14 protein-coding genes are annotated in these 14,455 nt (G+C 69.4%); 6 read left to right on the top strand and 8 right to left on the bottom strand.

The window, feature by feature from the left end; translation table 11 throughout:
• Positions 1-121: 121 nt before the first annotated feature.
• The 5 genes from ABD951_RS18820 (at position 122) to ABD951_RS18840 (ending at position 4,897) form a co-directional block, all read left to right on the top strand.
• Entirely contained in the window at positions 122-925 is an 804-nt protein-coding gene (locus ABD951_RS18820; protein WP_345348379.1) for a crotonase/enoyl-CoA hydratase family protein, read from the top strand.
• Positions 926-1,043: 118 nt separating this feature from the next.
• The gene (locus ABD951_RS18825) at positions 1,044-2,237 is read left to right on the top strand and encodes a thiolase family protein (RefSeq protein ID WP_345348382.1); all 1,194 of its coding nucleotides are present in this window, start codon (positions 1,044-1,046) and stop codon (positions 2,235-2,237) included.
• Positions 2,238-2,294: 57 nt separating this feature from the next.
• Positions 2,295-3,056, top strand: a complete 762-nt coding sequence (locus ABD951_RS18830) for a 3-hydroxyacyl-CoA dehydrogenase (RefSeq protein WP_345348385.1) — start codon at positions 2,295-2,297, stop codon at positions 3,054-3,056.
• Positions 3,057-3,081: 25 nt separating this feature from the next.
• The gene (locus ABD951_RS18835; protein WP_345348387.1) at positions 3,082-3,711 is read left to right on the top strand and encodes a TetR/AcrR family transcriptional regulator; all 630 of its coding nucleotides are present in this window, start codon (positions 3,082-3,084) and stop codon (positions 3,709-3,711) included.
• Between the two features lie 28 nt (positions 3,712-3,739).
• On the top strand, positions 3,740-4,897 hold the full coding sequence (locus ABD951_RS18840) for an acyl-CoA dehydrogenase family protein (protein ID WP_345348390.1): 1,158 nt from the start codon (positions 3,740-3,742) through the stop codon (positions 4,895-4,897).
• An 86-nt stretch (positions 4,898-4,983) separates the two neighbouring features.
• On the opposite strand, the gene ABD951_RS18845 is transcribed toward ABD951_RS18840, so the two are convergent.
• The 8 genes from ABD951_RS18845 to ABD951_RS18880 all read right to left on the bottom strand — a co-directional run bounded on the left by ABD951_RS18845 (position 4,984) and on the right by ABD951_RS18880 (position 13,483).
• Entirely contained in the window at positions 4,984-5,973 is a 990-nt protein-coding gene (locus ABD951_RS18845) for an NAD(P)H-dependent flavin oxidoreductase (RefSeq protein ID WP_345348393.1), read from the bottom strand.
• 115 nt (positions 5,974-6,088) lie between these two features.
• Positions 6,089-6,721, bottom strand: a complete 633-nt coding sequence (locus ABD951_RS18850) for a TetR/AcrR family transcriptional regulator (RefSeq protein WP_345348396.1) — start codon at positions 6,719-6,721, stop codon at positions 6,089-6,091.
• A 74-nt stretch (positions 6,722-6,795) separates the two neighbouring features.
• The gene (locus tag ABD951_RS18855) at positions 6,796-7,653 is read right to left on the bottom strand and encodes an enoyl-CoA hydratase-related protein (protein ID WP_345348399.1); all 858 of its coding nucleotides are present in this window, start codon (positions 7,651-7,653) and stop codon (positions 6,796-6,798) included.
• 3 nt (positions 7,654-7,656) lie between these two features.
• Positions 7,657-9,174, bottom strand: coding sequence for a class I adenylate-forming enzyme family protein (locus ABD951_RS18860; RefSeq protein ID WP_345348402.1), 1,518 nt, complete (start codon positions 9,172-9,174; stop codon positions 7,657-7,659).
• A 53-nt stretch (positions 9,175-9,227) separates the two neighbouring features.
• Entirely contained in the window at positions 9,228-10,094 is an 867-nt protein-coding gene (locus ABD951_RS18865) for an SDR family NAD(P)-dependent oxidoreductase (protein WP_345348405.1), read from the bottom strand.
• A gap of 178 nt (positions 10,095-10,272) precedes the next feature.
• Positions 10,273-11,715, bottom strand: a complete 1,443-nt coding sequence (locus tag ABD951_RS18870; protein WP_425569886.1) for an MFS transporter — start codon at positions 11,713-11,715, stop codon at positions 10,273-10,275.
• On the bottom strand, positions 11,700-12,491 hold the full coding sequence (locus ABD951_RS18875; protein WP_345348408.1) for an enoyl-CoA hydratase-related protein: 792 nt from the start codon (positions 12,489-12,491) through the stop codon (positions 11,700-11,702). The genes ABD951_RS18870 and ABD951_RS18875 overlap by 16 nt, the downstream gene beginning before the upstream one ends.
• Before the next feature lie 41 nt (positions 12,492-12,532).
• Complete coding sequence (locus tag ABD951_RS18880; protein WP_345348411.1) at positions 12,533-13,483, bottom strand: PDR/VanB family oxidoreductase; 951 nt, start codon at positions 13,481-13,483, stop codon at positions 12,533-12,535.
• A 170-nt stretch (positions 13,484-13,653) separates the two neighbouring features.
• Here ABD951_RS18880 and ABD951_RS18885 point away from each other — a divergent pair, with 170 nt between their 5' ends.
• On the top strand, positions 13,654-14,439 hold the full coding sequence (locus tag ABD951_RS18885; RefSeq protein ID WP_345348414.1) for an SDR family NAD(P)-dependent oxidoreductase: 786 nt from the start codon (positions 13,654-13,656) through the stop codon (positions 14,437-14,439).
• The last annotated feature ends 16 nt before the right edge of the window (positions 14,440-14,455 follow it).

Consider the following 14,455-nt stretch of genomic DNA (forward strand, 5'->3'; position numbering starts at 1 on the left):
CAGTACCAGACCCCCTGAGCGGGCGCTAGCTAATGCCACCCATTGACCCGCCCGGGCAACCCGTGATAGGTCTCTTAGCGAGCGTTCAGTAATCGCGTCCACACGAATCCGAGGAGTACCCATGGCCGACGAGCCGAGCACCGCGTCCGAGCCGGCAGCGCTGTACGAGCGCCGCGGGAACGTCGCGCTCATCACCCTGAACCGACCCCGGGCCATGAATGCGGTCAACGCGGCCCTGTCCACGGCGGTCGGCAACCTGCTCGAGCAGGCCGAGGCGGATTCCGAGGTGCGGGTCATCGTCATCACCGGCTCGGGTCGCGCGTTCTGCGCCGGGGCCGACCTCAAGGCGCTCGGCTCCGGCCAGTCGCTGGACGCCGACGGCCACCCGGAGTGGGGCTTCGCGGGCTACGCGCAGCACTGGGTCAGCAAGCCGACCATCGCCGCGGTCAACGGCTTCGCTCTCGGCGGTGGCACCGAACTCGTCCTCGCCAGCGACCTCGCGGTCGTCGACGAGAACGCCCAACTCGGCTTGCCCGAGGTCAAGCGGGGCCTGTTCGCCGCAGCGGGCGGAGTCATCCGCCTGCAGCAGCAGATCCCGAAGAAGGTCGCTCTCGAGATCGCGCTGACCGGTGAGCCGATCAGCGCCGCGCAGGGCAAGGAGCTCGGCCTGGTCAACCGCGTCGCCCCGGCAGGTACCGCGCTCGAGGTCGCCCTCGAGCTGGCCGAGAAGATCGCGGTCAACGCGCCGCTGTCGGTGCGTGAGTCCAAGGCCATGATCCACAACACCGCGCTCGGCCCGGACTGGGAGCAGGGCGTCTGGGACGCGAACGCCAAGGCCCTGCAGGTCGTCTTCACCAGCGCCGACGCCAAGGAGGGCCCCGCCGCGTTCGCCGAGAAGCGTGAGCCCGTCTGGCAGGGCCGTTAGCCCACCCACCACCCGCGCCGCTGACCGGGAGCCGCCCCTCCGGACCCGGTCCGGTGCCCCGTCGATCCCCTCCGGGGCACCGGACCGACACAACCACCACACGAAAAGGATCACCACCATGACGAATGCAGTCATCGTCGACGCCGTCCGCCTCGCCTCCGGCAAGGGCAAGATGGGTGGCGCTCTGTCCGGGACGCACCCGGTCGAGCTGCTGGCCACCGTTCTCCGCTCGATCGTCGAGCGCAACAACCTCGACCCCGCCCAGGTCGACGACGTCATCGGCGGCTGTGTCGCCCAGGTCGGCGAGCAGTCACTGAACATCTCCCGCACCGCACTGCTGTCCGCCGGATTCCCGGACTCGGTGCCCGCCACCACCATCGACCGGCAGTGCGGGTCGAGCCAGCAGGCCGCCCACTTCGCCGCCCAGGGCATCATCGCCGGCGCCTACGACATCGTCATCGCCTGCGGCGTCGAGTCGATGAGCCGCATCCCGATGGGCACCGCGACCCTGGGCAAGGACACCGCCGGCCCCGGCATCGCCGCCCGCTACCCCGAGGGCCTGGTCAACCAGGGCATCTCCGCCGAGCTGATCGCCGCGAAGTGGAAGCTCGACCGCGACACCCTCGACGCCTACTCCGCGCGGTCGCACCAGCGCGCCGCCGCCGCGATCGCCGCGGGCGCGTTCGACAAGGAGATCGTCCCGATCGACGTCGTGGGCGCCGCCGGTCAGACGGTCGCGCACACGGTTGACGAGACGGTCCGCGCCGCCACCACCGCCGAGGGTCTCGGTGGTCTCAAGCCCTCGTTTTACACCGATCAGTACGCGGCCCGCTTCCCGGAGGCAGGCTGGCACATCACCCCCGGCAACTCGTCGCCGCTGACCGACGGCGCCTCCGCGGTGCTGATCATGAGCGAGGAGGCCGCGAACAAGCTGGGCCTGACCCCGCGCGCCCGCTTCCACTCGTTCTCCGTCGCCGGCGACGACCCGGTCTTCATGCTCACCGCCCCGATCCCGGCCACCCACAAGGTGCTCGCCCGGGCCGGCCTGAGCATCGAGGACATCGACGCCTACGAGGTCAACGAGGCGTTTGCTCCCGTACCCCTCGCCTGGGCGCACGAGTTCAACGCGGACCCCGCGAAGCTGAACCCGCGGGGCGGCGCGATCGCCCTCGGTCACGCCCTCGGCTCCTCCGGCACCCGCCTGCTCACCACGCTCGTCAACCAGCTCGAGGCCACCGGTGGTCGCTACGGCCTGCAGACCATGTGCGAGGGCGCAGGCATGGCCAACGCCACCATCATCGAGCGTCTCTGACCCCGTACCCTCGCTCCGCGAAAGCGTTGCAGACCAACCTGATCCGAAAGGCAACCCATGATCATCAATGACAGCGTCGCGGTCGTCACCGGTGGCGCGTCCGGCCTCGGCCTCGCCACCACCAAGGCCCTGCTCGCGGACGGCGCCCAGGTCGTCATCATCGACCTGCCGTCCTCCAACGGTGAGACCGTCGCCAAGGAGCTCGGCGACCGCGTCCGCTTCGTCGCCGCCGACGTCACCGACGAGGCCGCAGTCACCGAGGCCCTCGACGTCGCCGAGTCCCTCGGCCCGCTGCGTGTCGCGGTGAACTGCGCCGGCATCGGCAACGCCATCAAGACCGTGGGCAAGCAGGGCGCGTTCCCGCTCGACGCCTTCAAGAAGGTCGTCGACGTCAACCTGTTCGGCACATTCAACGTGCTCCGCCTCGCCGCCGAGCGCATCTCGAAGACCGAGCCGATCGAGGGCGAGCGCGGCGTCATCATCAACACCGCCTCCGTCGCCGCGTTCGACGGCCAGATCGGCCAGGCCGCGTACTCCGCCTCGAAGGGCGGCGTCGTCGGCATGACCCTGCCGATCGCTCGCGATCTTGCGTCGCTGCTGATCCGCGTCGTCACCATCGCACCGGGCCTGTTCAAGACCCCGCTGCTCGGTTCGCTACCCGAGGAGGCCCAGAAGTCCCTCGGCGGCCAGGTCCCGCACCCGTCGCGCCTCGGTGACCCGGCAGAGTACGGCGCCCTCGCCGCGCACATCGTGTCGAACCCGATGCTCAACGGTGAGACCATCCGTCTCGACGGCGCCATCCGCATGGCACCGCGCTGAGGCACCCGTGAACGAGGAGGGGCCGATGTCCGCACCGCCCGAAACCACCACTGACTGGCGGGAATTCGAGCCGATGCGGCTCGGCCCCATCCTCGACCACGCACTGGAGGCATTCCACGAGAACGGCTTCCACGGGACCACCGTCCGTGATCTGGCCCGCCGGATCGGGGTGACGGTGCCCGCCCTGTACTACCACCACGAGAACAAGGAAGCGGTTCTCGTGGCGATCATGGACACCACCGTCCGTGACCTGATCGACCGCTGTCGTGCCGCGGTCGCCGACGGCGGTGACGACCCGGTGCGGCGATTCAGCCTCTTCATCGAGGCGGTGGTGCTGAACATGACGCACCGCGCACGACAATCGGCACTCGACTCCGAGGTGCGGCACGTCTCGCCGGCCAACCGCCGCAACTACGCCGCCACCCGCAAGGAACTCGAACTGATGGCGCTGGACCTGGTGACCGACGGTGCCGAACGGGGCGTGTTCGTCGTCGACGACGTCCCGGAGACGGTCCGCGCCCTCCTCGGCATGGGGCAGTCCATCGCGCGCTGGTACCAGATCGACGGCCCCCTGACCCCGGACGAGGTCGCCGAGCGCTACACCGCCATCGCCCTGCGCGTGGTCGGATGCCAGGCCCCTCCGGCAGCCCCCTGACAGCCGCGCCCACAAAGGAGCAGAACCCATGCAGCGCACCCACTTCGAACCCGATCACGAGGACTACCGCGGCACCGTCCGCGAGTTCCTCGCCCGCGAGGTCGAGCCCCACTACCTGCAGTGGGAGGAGGACCGCCTGATCGACCGCGCGTCCTACGTCGCGGCGGGCAAGTCCGGCATCCTCGGTCTCGGCGTGCCGGAGGAGTTCGGCGGCTCCGGCGTCACCGACTACCGCTTCCGGCAGGTGGTCACCGAGGAGATCGCCCGCGTCGGCGCCACGTCGTTCGGCTCCAGCCTCGCGCTGCAGGACGACATCACGATCCCGTACATCCTGCACCTGGGCACCACCGAGCAGAAGGAGCGCTGGCTGCCGAGGATGGCGGCCGGCGAGCTCATCGGTGCCATCGCGATGACCGAACCCGGTGCCGGCTCGGACCTGCAGGGTGTCAAGACGACCGCGGTCCGCGACGGTGACGAGTGGGTGATCAACGGCCAGAAGACGTTCATCACCAACGGTATTCACTCCGACCTGGTGATCGTCGTGTGCCGCACCGACCCGAACGCGGGGTCCCGGGGCTTCTCGCTGATCGTCGTCGAGCGCGGCACCCCCGGCTTCAGCCGGGGGCGGAAGCTGCACAAGGTCGGCCTCGCCGCGCAGGACACCGCCGAGCTCGTGTTCGAGGACGTCCGCGTGCCCGCGGACAACCTGCTCGGCACCGAGGGCCGCGGCTTCGTCCACCTGATGGAGAACCTGCCCCTGGAACGCATTGGGATCGCCGTCGGCGCGATCACCGCGGCCCGGGCCGCGTACGAGTGGACCAAGACCTACGCGTTCGAACGCAAGGCGTTCGGGAAGCCGATCGGCGACCTGCAGAACACCCGCTTCGTGCTCGCCGAGATGCTCACCGAGATCGAGGTCACCGAATCGCACATCGACCGGTGCGTGATCGCCCTCAACGCAGGCGAACTCACGGCCGTCGACGCGTCGAAGGCGAAGTGGTGGGCCACCGAACTGCAGAAGCGGGTCGTGGACCGCTGCGTCCAGATCCACGGCGGCTACGGCTTCATGATGGAGTACCCGATCGGCCGCGCCTACGTCGACACCCGCATCCAGACGATCTACGGCGGCACCACCGAGATCATGAAGGAGATCATCGGCCGCGACATCGCCGCGGAATTCGCGTAGGCCACCCCCGCATCCACCGTTCCCACATGTCACATCGGGTGCGCTCGAGTGAGCCAACGTGACATGTGGGAACCCACTGGAGGGGGTCAGGTGCCGAGGAGGGCGGCCCTCGCGGCGGCGTATTCGGTTTCGAGCCGCTCGACCAGTTCGGCGGCGGGCACGACGGCCTGCACCGCGCCGACACCGTGGCCCGCGCCCCAGATGTCGCGCCACGCCTTGGCGTCACTCTTCGCCGAGTCGCCGTCGCCTTCGCCGGTGCCGGTGCCGAAGTCCATCGCCGACGGGTCGGACGTGGCGAGGTTGTCCGGGTCCATGCCGGCCGCGGAGATGCTGCCCCGCAGATAGTTTCCGTGCACACCGGTGAACAGGTTGGAGTACACGATGTCGGAGGCGCCGGAGTCGACGATCATCTGTTTGTAGGCGTCGGCGGCGTTGGCCTCCTCGGTGGCGATGAACGCCGAGCCGATGTAGGCGAGGTCCGCGCCCGCGGCCTGGGCGGCGAGGATCGAGCGGCCGTGGGCGATCGAACCCGACAGCAGCAGCGGCCCGTCGAACCACTGCCGGATCTCCTGGATCAGCGCGAACGGCGACTGGGTGCCCGCGTGCCCGCCGGCCCCGGCGGACACCGCGATCAGGCCGTCGGCACCCTTCTCGACGGCCTTGTGCGCGAACTTGTCGTTGATGATGTCGTGCAACACGATTCCGCCGTACGAGTGGATTGCCTCGTTGACGTCCTCACGGGCACCGAGCGAGGTGATCACGATCGGCACCTGGAACTCGACGATGGTCGCGAGATCCTCGTCGAGCCGGTCGTTGGACCTGTGCACGATCAGGTTCACCGCGTAGGGCGCCGACGGCGCCTCCGGGTTGTTCGCGTCGTATTTCGCCAGTGCCTCGGTGATCCGCGTCAGCCACTCACGCAGCTGCGACTGCGGGCGCGCGTTCAGCGAGGGAAAGGATCCGACGATGCCCGACGTGCACTGGGCGATGACGAGGTCCGGGTTCGACACGATGAACATCGGCGACGCCACCACGGGCAGACGCAGCCGGTCCTCGAGGATCGGGGGCAAAGCCATGTAATTCTCCTTGCGCAAGAGTTGCGGTCACCCCAGCATCGCATGGTTACTTATCGATCGCTAGGGGCCTGGTAGTGGCGGCGGGTGGCCTGCGTCACGGCCCGCGGGGTCCGGCTCAGATGCCCGCCGCGGCGGACGCCTCGGGCGTGAGAATGCCGGGAACCAGGAAGTTCGTCAGCATCCGACGATGATCGGGGTCCTTGTCGGAACCGAAGTCCATCCGGCCGACGAGGATCAGCTCGACAAGCGCGATCCACTGGCAGATCTCCGCGTTCGTGCGATCGGCCCGCACCTCCCCGCGGTCGCGGGCCTCGTCGATCAGCGGCGCCCACATCTCCTCGGTAAGCCGCGCCGCCAAGCCCGAACTGCCGACCAGAGCCGTCGCCAGGTCCATGTGCTCGGGGCTGACGATCAACCGCACCACCGGGTCCTTGCGGCCCATGTCCACCAGATAGATCAGTCCGTCCACAATCTGGTCGGCGAACGTCTTCCGCTTGCGCAGGAAAGTTCGGGCCTTACCGAACATCCGCCGGGAGCGCACCTCGATCAGCGCGGTGATCAGGGTGTCACGGTCACTGAAGTAGCGATACACGGTCGGTCGGGAGACGCCAGCTTCCTTCGCGATGTCGTCCATCGTGGTTTTCGCCACGCCGTAGCGCTCGAAAGTCCGTTCGGCGGCCTCGAGGATCTGCCCCCGCGCCTCCTCCAGATCCTCACTCAGGACACTTCCGGTTCGCCGTCGAGCCATGTCACCCTTCTCCAGGTGTACGGCCGGGCGCCCTACTCCCGCGACGATGTTACCGCCGCGGGAGTGGGCGACGGCTACCCGGACTCACCGAAGAGATCAGGCAATCCGGCCGAAATCCGATCCGGAAAGTCCGGCTCGCGCTTCTCCAGGAACGACTCCACACCCTCGCGTGCGTCAGGCGAGGTTCCCCGCAGGTAGACCGCGAGCGAGTCGGCCCGATGTGCGGCCTCCGGGCTGTCCGCGCCGAGCATCCGCCACATCAGCTGACGGGTCAGCGCCACCGACACCGGGGCAGTGCCGGTCACCATCTCGCGCGCGACCTCGATCCCGCGCGCGAGCACCCGGTCAGGGGGCACGATCTCGCTGACCAGCCCGTGCGCGAGCGCCTCCGCGGCCGGGACCATCCGGCCGCCGAGCGTCCACCGCAGGGCGGTGGAGATGCCGACGACACGCGGCAGGAACCAGGACGAGCAGGCCTCCGGGACGATGCCGCGCCGGGTGAAGACGAACCCGAATCGAGCGGTGTCCGAGGAGATCCGGACATCGGCGGGCAACGTCATCGTGACGCCGACGCCTGCGGCGGGACCGTTGATCGCGGCGATCACCGGTTTGGTGGATCGGTGGAGCCGCAGCGCGACCCGCCCACCCTGGTCGGCGGGTGCGCCCCCGGTGTCCGGGTCGTCACCGAGGACGAAGGTGTCGCCACCGGCAGCGAGATCGGCACCGGCGCAGAACGCCCGGCCGGTGCCGGTCAGCACCACGGCGCGCACGGCGTCGTCCGCGTCGCACTCGTCCATCGCCGCGAGGATCCGCTCGCACATCTCGTCGGTGAAGGCGTTGAGTCGGTCCGGCCGGTGCAGCCGCACGATCGCGATCTCACCGTCCCGCTCGACCACCACCGGACAGTCGGTCACCACACCCGAGTCGCTCATCGTTCAACGCACCTTGTTGAATCGCTCAGCCACGTCACGGTATTCGCAGCGGATCGCGGTCTTGGACAGCTTGCCGCTGGGCAGCCGGGGCAGCGGTTCGTCCCGTATCACCACGTACCGCGGCACCTTGTAGTCCGCGACAACCCGGTCGCAGTGCGCGACGATCACGGCGGCGTCGACGTCACCGCGGACCGTGACGATCGCGGCCGGGGTCTCGCCGAACCGTTCGTCCGCGGCGGCGATCACTGCGACCTCCTCGACACCGTCGATGTCACCGATCACCCGCTCGATCTCGACCGGGGAGATGTTGATGCCGCCGGTGATGATCAGGTCCTTCATCCGGTCGACGAACTTGACCCGGCCGCCGTCGTCGAGGGTGCCGAGGTCACCGCTGTGCAGCCAGCCGCCGCGCAGCGCCTGCGCGGTGGACTCGTCGTCGTCCCAGTAGCCGGGGGTCACGCCGGGACCGCGGAGTACGATCTCGCCCTCCTCCCCCGGGTCGGCGTCGGTGCCGTCGGAGCGGACCACCTTGAGTTCGGTGAAGATCGAACCGCGCCCACAGGTGTCGGGGTGGGTGAACGCCTCGGCCCGGGTGGTCGCGGTGGCGACGCCACCGGCCTCCGTCATCCCGTAGATCTGGCGCAGCTCCACGCCCTTGTCCGCCCACGCCTTCAGCAACGCGGGCGCGACCGCAGCGCCACCCACGATCGCGGTACGCAGCGACGAGATCTCGGTGTCCGCGAACTCTGGCGTCTTGGCGATGGCCTCGAACACCAGCGGCACCCCGAACAGGGCGTTCACGCGGTGCTCGCCGATCAGCCGGGCCGCGCGAGCCGGTTTGAATTCCTTTTCGATCACGAGTGTGTTGCCCAGAACCACGGCCATCACCAGGCCCCACACGAGGCCGGGCGTGAACACCAGCGGAAGCAGCAGCAGCGAGGTCGATCCGGGCCGGAAACCCTCCTCGGTGAGCGTGGCCTCGAAGACGATGCTGAGCAGCGTCCGGTTGGTGCAGATGACGCCCTTCGAGAGCCCGGTCGAGCCGCTGGTGAACAGCAAAGCGACCGGCTCGTCGGGGGCGACGTCGATGCGGAAGTCGTCGCGGCCGCCGGCGCGCAACCCGGTGAACTCGTCGAAGGACAGACTCCGGAAATCCTGGCCGAGGGTCCGGGTCTGCTCGATCTGCTCGGCGAACTCGGCCGGGGCGATCGTGAGCACCGCCCCGGCGTCGTCGAGGACCTTGCGCAGCTCGGCCGGCTTGAGCCGCGGGTTCAGCGGTACCAGGACCGCACCCGCCTTGAGCACGCCGAGCGCGAGCACCGGCCAGGTCATCGAGTTGGGGCCGAGTACGCCGACCCGGTCGCCAGGTGCGATCCCGGCGTCGGCGATCCGGCGTGCCACCCGGCTCGACCAGTCCTGCAGTTCCCGGTAGGTCAGCGTCTCGTCGTCGACGACCAGCGCACGCTGATCACCCTTGGTGTCGGCCCACCAGTGCAGGGCCGACCCGATTGTCGCAGCCATTGTTGTCCTTCTAGAGTCGAATCACGTTGGAGTGTTGTCGATTTCGTGTCGGTTCAGGAGCCTGATTCGGGGTTCAGGTCCTCCTCGAACCACATCCCGACCCGAGCAAGAGTGCCGCCGTCGGTGGTCGGCAGGGTGACGCCCGAGACGTACGCGGAGTCGTCGGACACCAGGAAAAGCGCAGCGCGCGCGTTGTCCAGCAGCGACGGCGGACGGTTCAGCTTGAGCGGAATCGGCGAGACGGCCGGGTTCCACGGCCCCGCGACCTCCTCGTAGGACTGCCCGACCACCGGGGTTCCGGCCGGCGCGAGGAAGTTCGGCGACATCCCGTGCGTCGGGGCGATCGCGTTGACGCGGATGCCGTGCTTGCCGAGGTCGAGGCTCAGGCCGCGGACCAGTCCGTTCACGCCCGCCTTCGTCGCCGAGTACAGGGCGATGCTGTGGTACGCCGCGAGCGAGGCCGCGGACGAGGTGGCGAGGATGACGCCGCCGCCGTTCTCCTTCATCGCGGGTACCGCGGCCTGCGCCGAGTAGACGACGCCGCTGAGGTTGACGCCGAGCACGTGGTGCCAGTCGTCCTCGGTCAGATCCTCGAACGCGACCTGCTCGCCCCCGGCGACGGAGGGCACGCCGCCGCGCGAGACCACGCCCGCGTTCGCGAACATGATGTCGAGCTTGCCGAACTCCTCGACGGTGCGGGCGACGGCCGCGACCACCTGCGCCTTGTCGCTCACGTCGGCGACGATGTCGATCGCGGTTCCGCCCTGCTCCTGCACGAGCTTGACGGTGCCCGCGGCGCGCTCCGGGTCGATGTCGACAACCGCGACGCGGGCGCCCTCGGACGCGAACAGCTGCGAGGACTGCCGTCCGAGTCCCGAACCACCGCCAGTGATGATCGCGACCTTGTCGTTGAGTTTCATGTGGGAGCTCCTTAGGCCCGCAGAGCGGGTTCGCCGGGCGACCGGCGTTCTTGAACGGGATCGCGAACGAAGTTGGCGTGCACCGGATTCAGGACACGATGCAGACGAGCGCACCCAGGGGCGGTGACACCTCCGGCGCGTTGTGACCCACGCTACGCGCCCAAATATGAGACGTCAATCAATATTTGTTCTTTGACAACCATCGGGTGGACACTGCAGCAACACCCGCGCCGGCGGCGACCGCTGCACCGAGGCCGAAGGCGATCACGTACGCCGACTCCGCGGCGGCGCCGGTGCCGGGCACCGTCATCGCCGCCAGCAGGGCAGCGATCACGGCGCTCGCGAGCGAGCTGCCGAAGATGCGCGCGATCGCGTTCATCCCGTTGACCACGGCGGTCCCGGACACCGGTACCGCGTCGACGAGCAGGGCGGGAAGGGCCGCGTAGGCACCGCTGACGAACACGTTGACCACCACCACGGCCACGACCATCTGCCACGGTCGCCCGTGCGCGAGCACCAGGAGGGCGAACGCGGCGGCCCCGACCGCACACATCGCGACGAGAACCCGATCCGCGCGGAACCGAGTGACCAGCCTGCCGCTGACGGAGGCGGTCAGCGCTCCCGCGACGGAGCCGGGCAGCAGGAAGATCAGGCTCGCCTCCAACACCGTGGAGCCGAACCCGTAGCCGGCGACGCCGAGGTCGGCCTGGACGAACTGCGCAATGCCGAGGAACTGGACGTACATCGCCGCACCTATCAGGAACGCGGCCAGGTGAGCAGGGGTCACGGTTCGCCCCGTCAGTGCACCCGGCGAAACCAGCGGTGCGGCACAGTGCTTTTCGTGTCGGTACCACCACACGAGAACGACGAGACCGACCACCGCCGAGACTACTGCGAGACCTGTCCCCCACCGGCCACCCTGGGCGATCGCGAGTAGGAGGGCGGACAACCCGACGGCGAGCAGTACCGAGCCCACCGTGTCGGTTCGGCCGCCACGTCCCCGCTGGACCCCGGTGCCGGGTATCGACATCCAGGAGATCACCAGCGCAATCAGACTCAGCGCAAGCAGCATCCAGAAGACCCGGCGGTGGTCTCCGTCGCCGGCGACCAGCAGACCGGCGGCGACCATCCCGAATCCTCCTCCGGCCGCCATGATTCCGGACATCAGGCCGATGGCGTGGGTGAGCCGCCTCTCGTCGAGAACCGCACGCAGCACCGCCACCCCGATCGGAAACAGGGCGAACGCGGTGCCCTGCAGCACCCGCCCGACGATCAGCGGCGTCAGGGACTGCGCCACGACGCAGAGCACCGAACCTGCGGCGACCACCATCAGCACACCGATCAGCACGGGGCGTCCCCCCAGCTGATCGGCAAGCCGGCCGAGGACCGGCGTGGTCACCGCGGCCGCGAGCAGGTTCGCGGTCAACACCCAGCCGACCGCGGTCGGCCCGATCCCGAGTTGCCGCGCAATTGTCGGGATCACCGGCACCACGGCGGCCTGCAGCACCGATAACGTCATCACCGAGAAGCACAGTGCGCCAACGACACGACCGCCCGTGACGCCGGCAGTGGGGTCGGCGGACGCGTCGGTTCGGGGCGCCGCCGTCAGTGACCGGTCCACTGCGGCGTCCGTTTGGCCGCGAACGCCCGCGGACCCTCCTTCGCGTCCTCGCTGGTCATCACCACTCGGGTGGCGTCACGGTTGAGAGTCCAGTCCTCGGGCGCCCAGCCCGTGTACGCCGCGGCGCTCTCGTGCATTACCCGCTTGCTCTGCTGCACCGCGAGCGGCGCGTTCGCCGCGATCGTGCCGGCCAGATCGAGCGCCACGTCCAACGCGGTCCCTGCGGGGGCGACGGCGTTGACCAGCCCCAGCTCGTACGCGCGGGCGGCGGGCACCGGCCGCCCGGTGAGCGCGATCTCCGCGGCGACCTTGGGGGGCACCTGCCGGTGGATTCGCAACACGCCGCCGGCTGCCGCGATCAGTCCGCGGGTGACCTCGGGCAGTCCCAACGACGCTCGCTCGTCGATGACCGCCAGGTCCGCGGACAGCACGATCTCGGTGCCGCCGCCGAGCGCGAAGCCGTTCACGGCCGCGACCACCGGCTTCGGGATCCAGTGTCGGACGATGCCCGCGAAGTCCCGTTCCCGGTGCTCGGGGTCGTAAACGCTGCGGCCCGCGGCAATCTCCTTCAGGTCGGCGCCGGCGCAGAACGCCCGGCCGGCGCCGGTGATGACCACGACCCGTACCTCCGGGTCCGCCGCGGCCCGCTCGAGCGCCGATCCGGCCGCCGCAGACAGCGCGGCGTTGACGGAGTTGAGCGCGTCGGGCCGGTTCAGGGTCACGATCGCGATGTGATCGCGGACCTCGTACAAGGCGGCGGGCTCGGGTTCGGTCACGAGGTCTCCTGACAGGGTGTGGTCGGTCACGGGCGGTGTGGTCAGAGGTCGAGGACGAGCTTCGGGGTGCAGCTGCGGGAGACGCAGATCATCATCGCGTCGTTCGCGGCCTGCTCGTCCTCGGTGAGCACGGAGTCGCGGTGGTCGGGCCGGCCGGCCAGGACGGCAACCTCGCAGGTCCCGCAGGTGCCCTCCCGACAGGAGAAGTCGACGGCGACCCCGCTGCGCAGTAGGGCGTCGAGCACGGACTCCGACGCACCGACCTCCACGACGGCACCGCTGCTGCTCAGCTCGACCTCGAACGCGCCGTCCTCGCGGGCGTCGATCTGCTTCGGGGCGAACCGTTCGACGTGCAGAGTCACGTGATCGCGGTCCCGGCAGGCGGACTCGATCGCCTGCAGCAGGGGTTCGGGTCCGCAGCAGTACACCGCGGTGCCTGGCGGCGCGGCGTCGAGCGCGGAGACGAGGTCGAGGATGCCGTACTCGTCCTGGGGCCGCAGGTCGACCCGGTCGGGGTACGCGGCCGTCAGATCGTCGGCGAATGCCATGCTCGCGCGTGTGCGGCCGCCGTACAGCAGCCGCCACGGCAGACCGCCTTCGTCGACCCTTCGCAGCATCGGCAGCAGCGGGGTGATGCCGATGCCGCCGCCGACGAACAGGTAGGACGGTGCGGCTGTCAGTGCGAAGTTGTTGCGGGGCCCGCCGACGCCGATCAGGTCGCCGACCTCGAGCTTGTCGTGCACGAACGCGGACCCGCCGCGGCCGTTCGGTTCCCGCAGCACCGCAACGGTGAGCGAGCTGCCGTCGGCCGGGTCGCCGCACAACGAGTACTGACGGGTGATGTCGCCGAGCACGAGGTCGAGGTGGGCACCGGGCTCCCAGTTCGGGAGCGCGGCACCATCCGGGTCCGCCAGGGTCACCGCCACGACACCGGCCGCGGCCGGCTCCTTGCCGATCACCCGCATCTGCTGGGGCGTCTGGTTGTCGGTCATCGGGCTACCTGTTCCACTCGGACTGAACTTGCGTAAATCTTATGTGATTAGATTTAAGGAACGCAAGGGCGACGTCGGAGGCATTGCCTTCCGCCAACCCCCGGGTCTAAATCTATAGTTATTAGACATCCGCGGCACTCAGCTGCCAGCCAGACAGGAGCACCGACAGCATGGACGCCCCCCTCCCCGACACCGGATCGGTTCTCGACCTGTTCGGCCTGTCCGGGTCCGTCGCCGTCGTGACCGGCGCGGGCAGCGGCCTCGGCGCCGGGTTCGCTCGCGCGCTGGCCGAGGCTGGAGCCGACGTGGTGGTCGCGGCCCGCCGGCGCGACAGGCTCGAGCAGGTCGCCGCGGCGGTCCATGACGTCGGCCGCCGCTGCCTGGTCGTGCCGACCGACGTCACGGACCCTGACCAGTGCGACGCACTGGCGCGGGCGACGATTGAGGAGTTCGGCCGCCTGGACGTCCTGGTCAACAATGCCGGCGTGACACATGCCGCGCCCGCCACGCGCGAACGCCCGGAGGACTACCGGAACGTGCTCGAGGTCAACCTCTTCGGCGCCTACTGGACCGCGCAGGCCTGTGCTCGAGTGATGCGTCCCGGGTCGAGCATCGTCAACGTCGCGAGCATGCTCGGGCTGGTCAAGTCGGTACTGCCGCAGGCGGCTTACGCGTCCAGCAAGGCCGGGATGATCGGCCTGACGCGCGACCTGTCGAACCAGTGGTCGGGACGAAAAGGGATTCGCGTCAATGCGATTGCCCCCGGGTTCGTGGACACCGACATGACCGGCGAGATGTCCCCGGAGACCCTCGCCGAGTTCCTGCGGGACTGTCCACTCGGCCGCACCGCCACCCAGCGCGAGATCGACGCCGCGGTGGTGTTCCTGGCCAGCCCCGCGTCGGGGTACGTGACCGGTTCGACCCTCGCGGTCGACGGCGGCACGTCCGGCCACTGACCGACAGAAAGGTCCG

The organism is Rhodococcus olei (genome assembly GCF_039540555.1).
GTDB classification, from domain to species: Bacteria; Actinomycetota; Actinomycetes; order Mycobacteriales; family Mycobacteriaceae; genus Rhodococcus_G; species Rhodococcus_G olei.

What these genes read in the sequence shown, in the direction of transcription:
- ABD951_RS18820 (WP_345348379.1), top strand. Translation starts at nt 122, where the DNA reads ATGGCCGACGAGCCGAGCACCGCGTCCGAGCCGGCAGCGCTGTACGAG.
- ABD951_RS18825 (WP_345348382.1), top strand. Translation starts at nt 1,044, where the DNA reads ATGACGAATGCAGTCATCGTCGACGCCGTCCGCCTCGCCTCCGGCAAG.
- ABD951_RS18830 (WP_345348385.1), top strand. Translation starts at nt 2,295, where the DNA reads ATGATCATCAATGACAGCGTCGCGGTCGTCACCGGTGGCGCGTCCGGC.
- ABD951_RS18835 (WP_345348387.1), top strand. Translation starts at nt 3,082, where the DNA reads ATGTCCGCACCGCCCGAAACCACCACTGACTGGCGGGAATTCGAGCCG.
- ABD951_RS18840 (WP_345348390.1), top strand. Translation starts at nt 3,740, where the DNA reads ATGCAGCGCACCCACTTCGAACCCGATCACGAGGACTACCGCGGCACC.
- ABD951_RS18845 (WP_345348393.1), bottom strand. Translation starts at nt 5,973, where the DNA reads ATGGCTTTGCCCCCGATCCTCGAGGACCGGCTGCGTCTGCCCGTGGTG.
- ABD951_RS18850 (WP_345348396.1), bottom strand. Translation starts at nt 6,721, where the DNA reads ATGGCTCGACGGCGAACCGGAAGTGTCCTGAGTGAGGATCTGGAGGAG.
- ABD951_RS18855 (WP_345348399.1), bottom strand. Translation starts at nt 7,653, where the DNA reads ATGAGCGACTCGGGTGTGGTGACCGACTGTCCGGTGGTGGTCGAGCGG.
- ABD951_RS18860 (WP_345348402.1), bottom strand. Translation starts at nt 9,174, where the DNA reads ATGGCTGCGACAATCGGGTCGGCCCTGCACTGGTGGGCCGACACCAAG.
- ABD951_RS18865 (WP_345348405.1), bottom strand. Translation starts at nt 10,094, where the DNA reads ATGAAACTCAACGACAAGGTCGCGATCATCACTGGCGGTGGTTCGGGA.
- ABD951_RS18880 (WP_345348411.1), bottom strand. Translation starts at nt 13,483, where the DNA reads ATGACCGACAACCAGACGCCCCAGCAGATGCGGGTGATCGGCAAGGAG.
- ABD951_RS18885 (WP_345348414.1), top strand. Translation starts at nt 13,654, where the DNA reads ATGGACGCCCCCCTCCCCGACACCGGATCGGTTCTCGACCTGTTCGGC.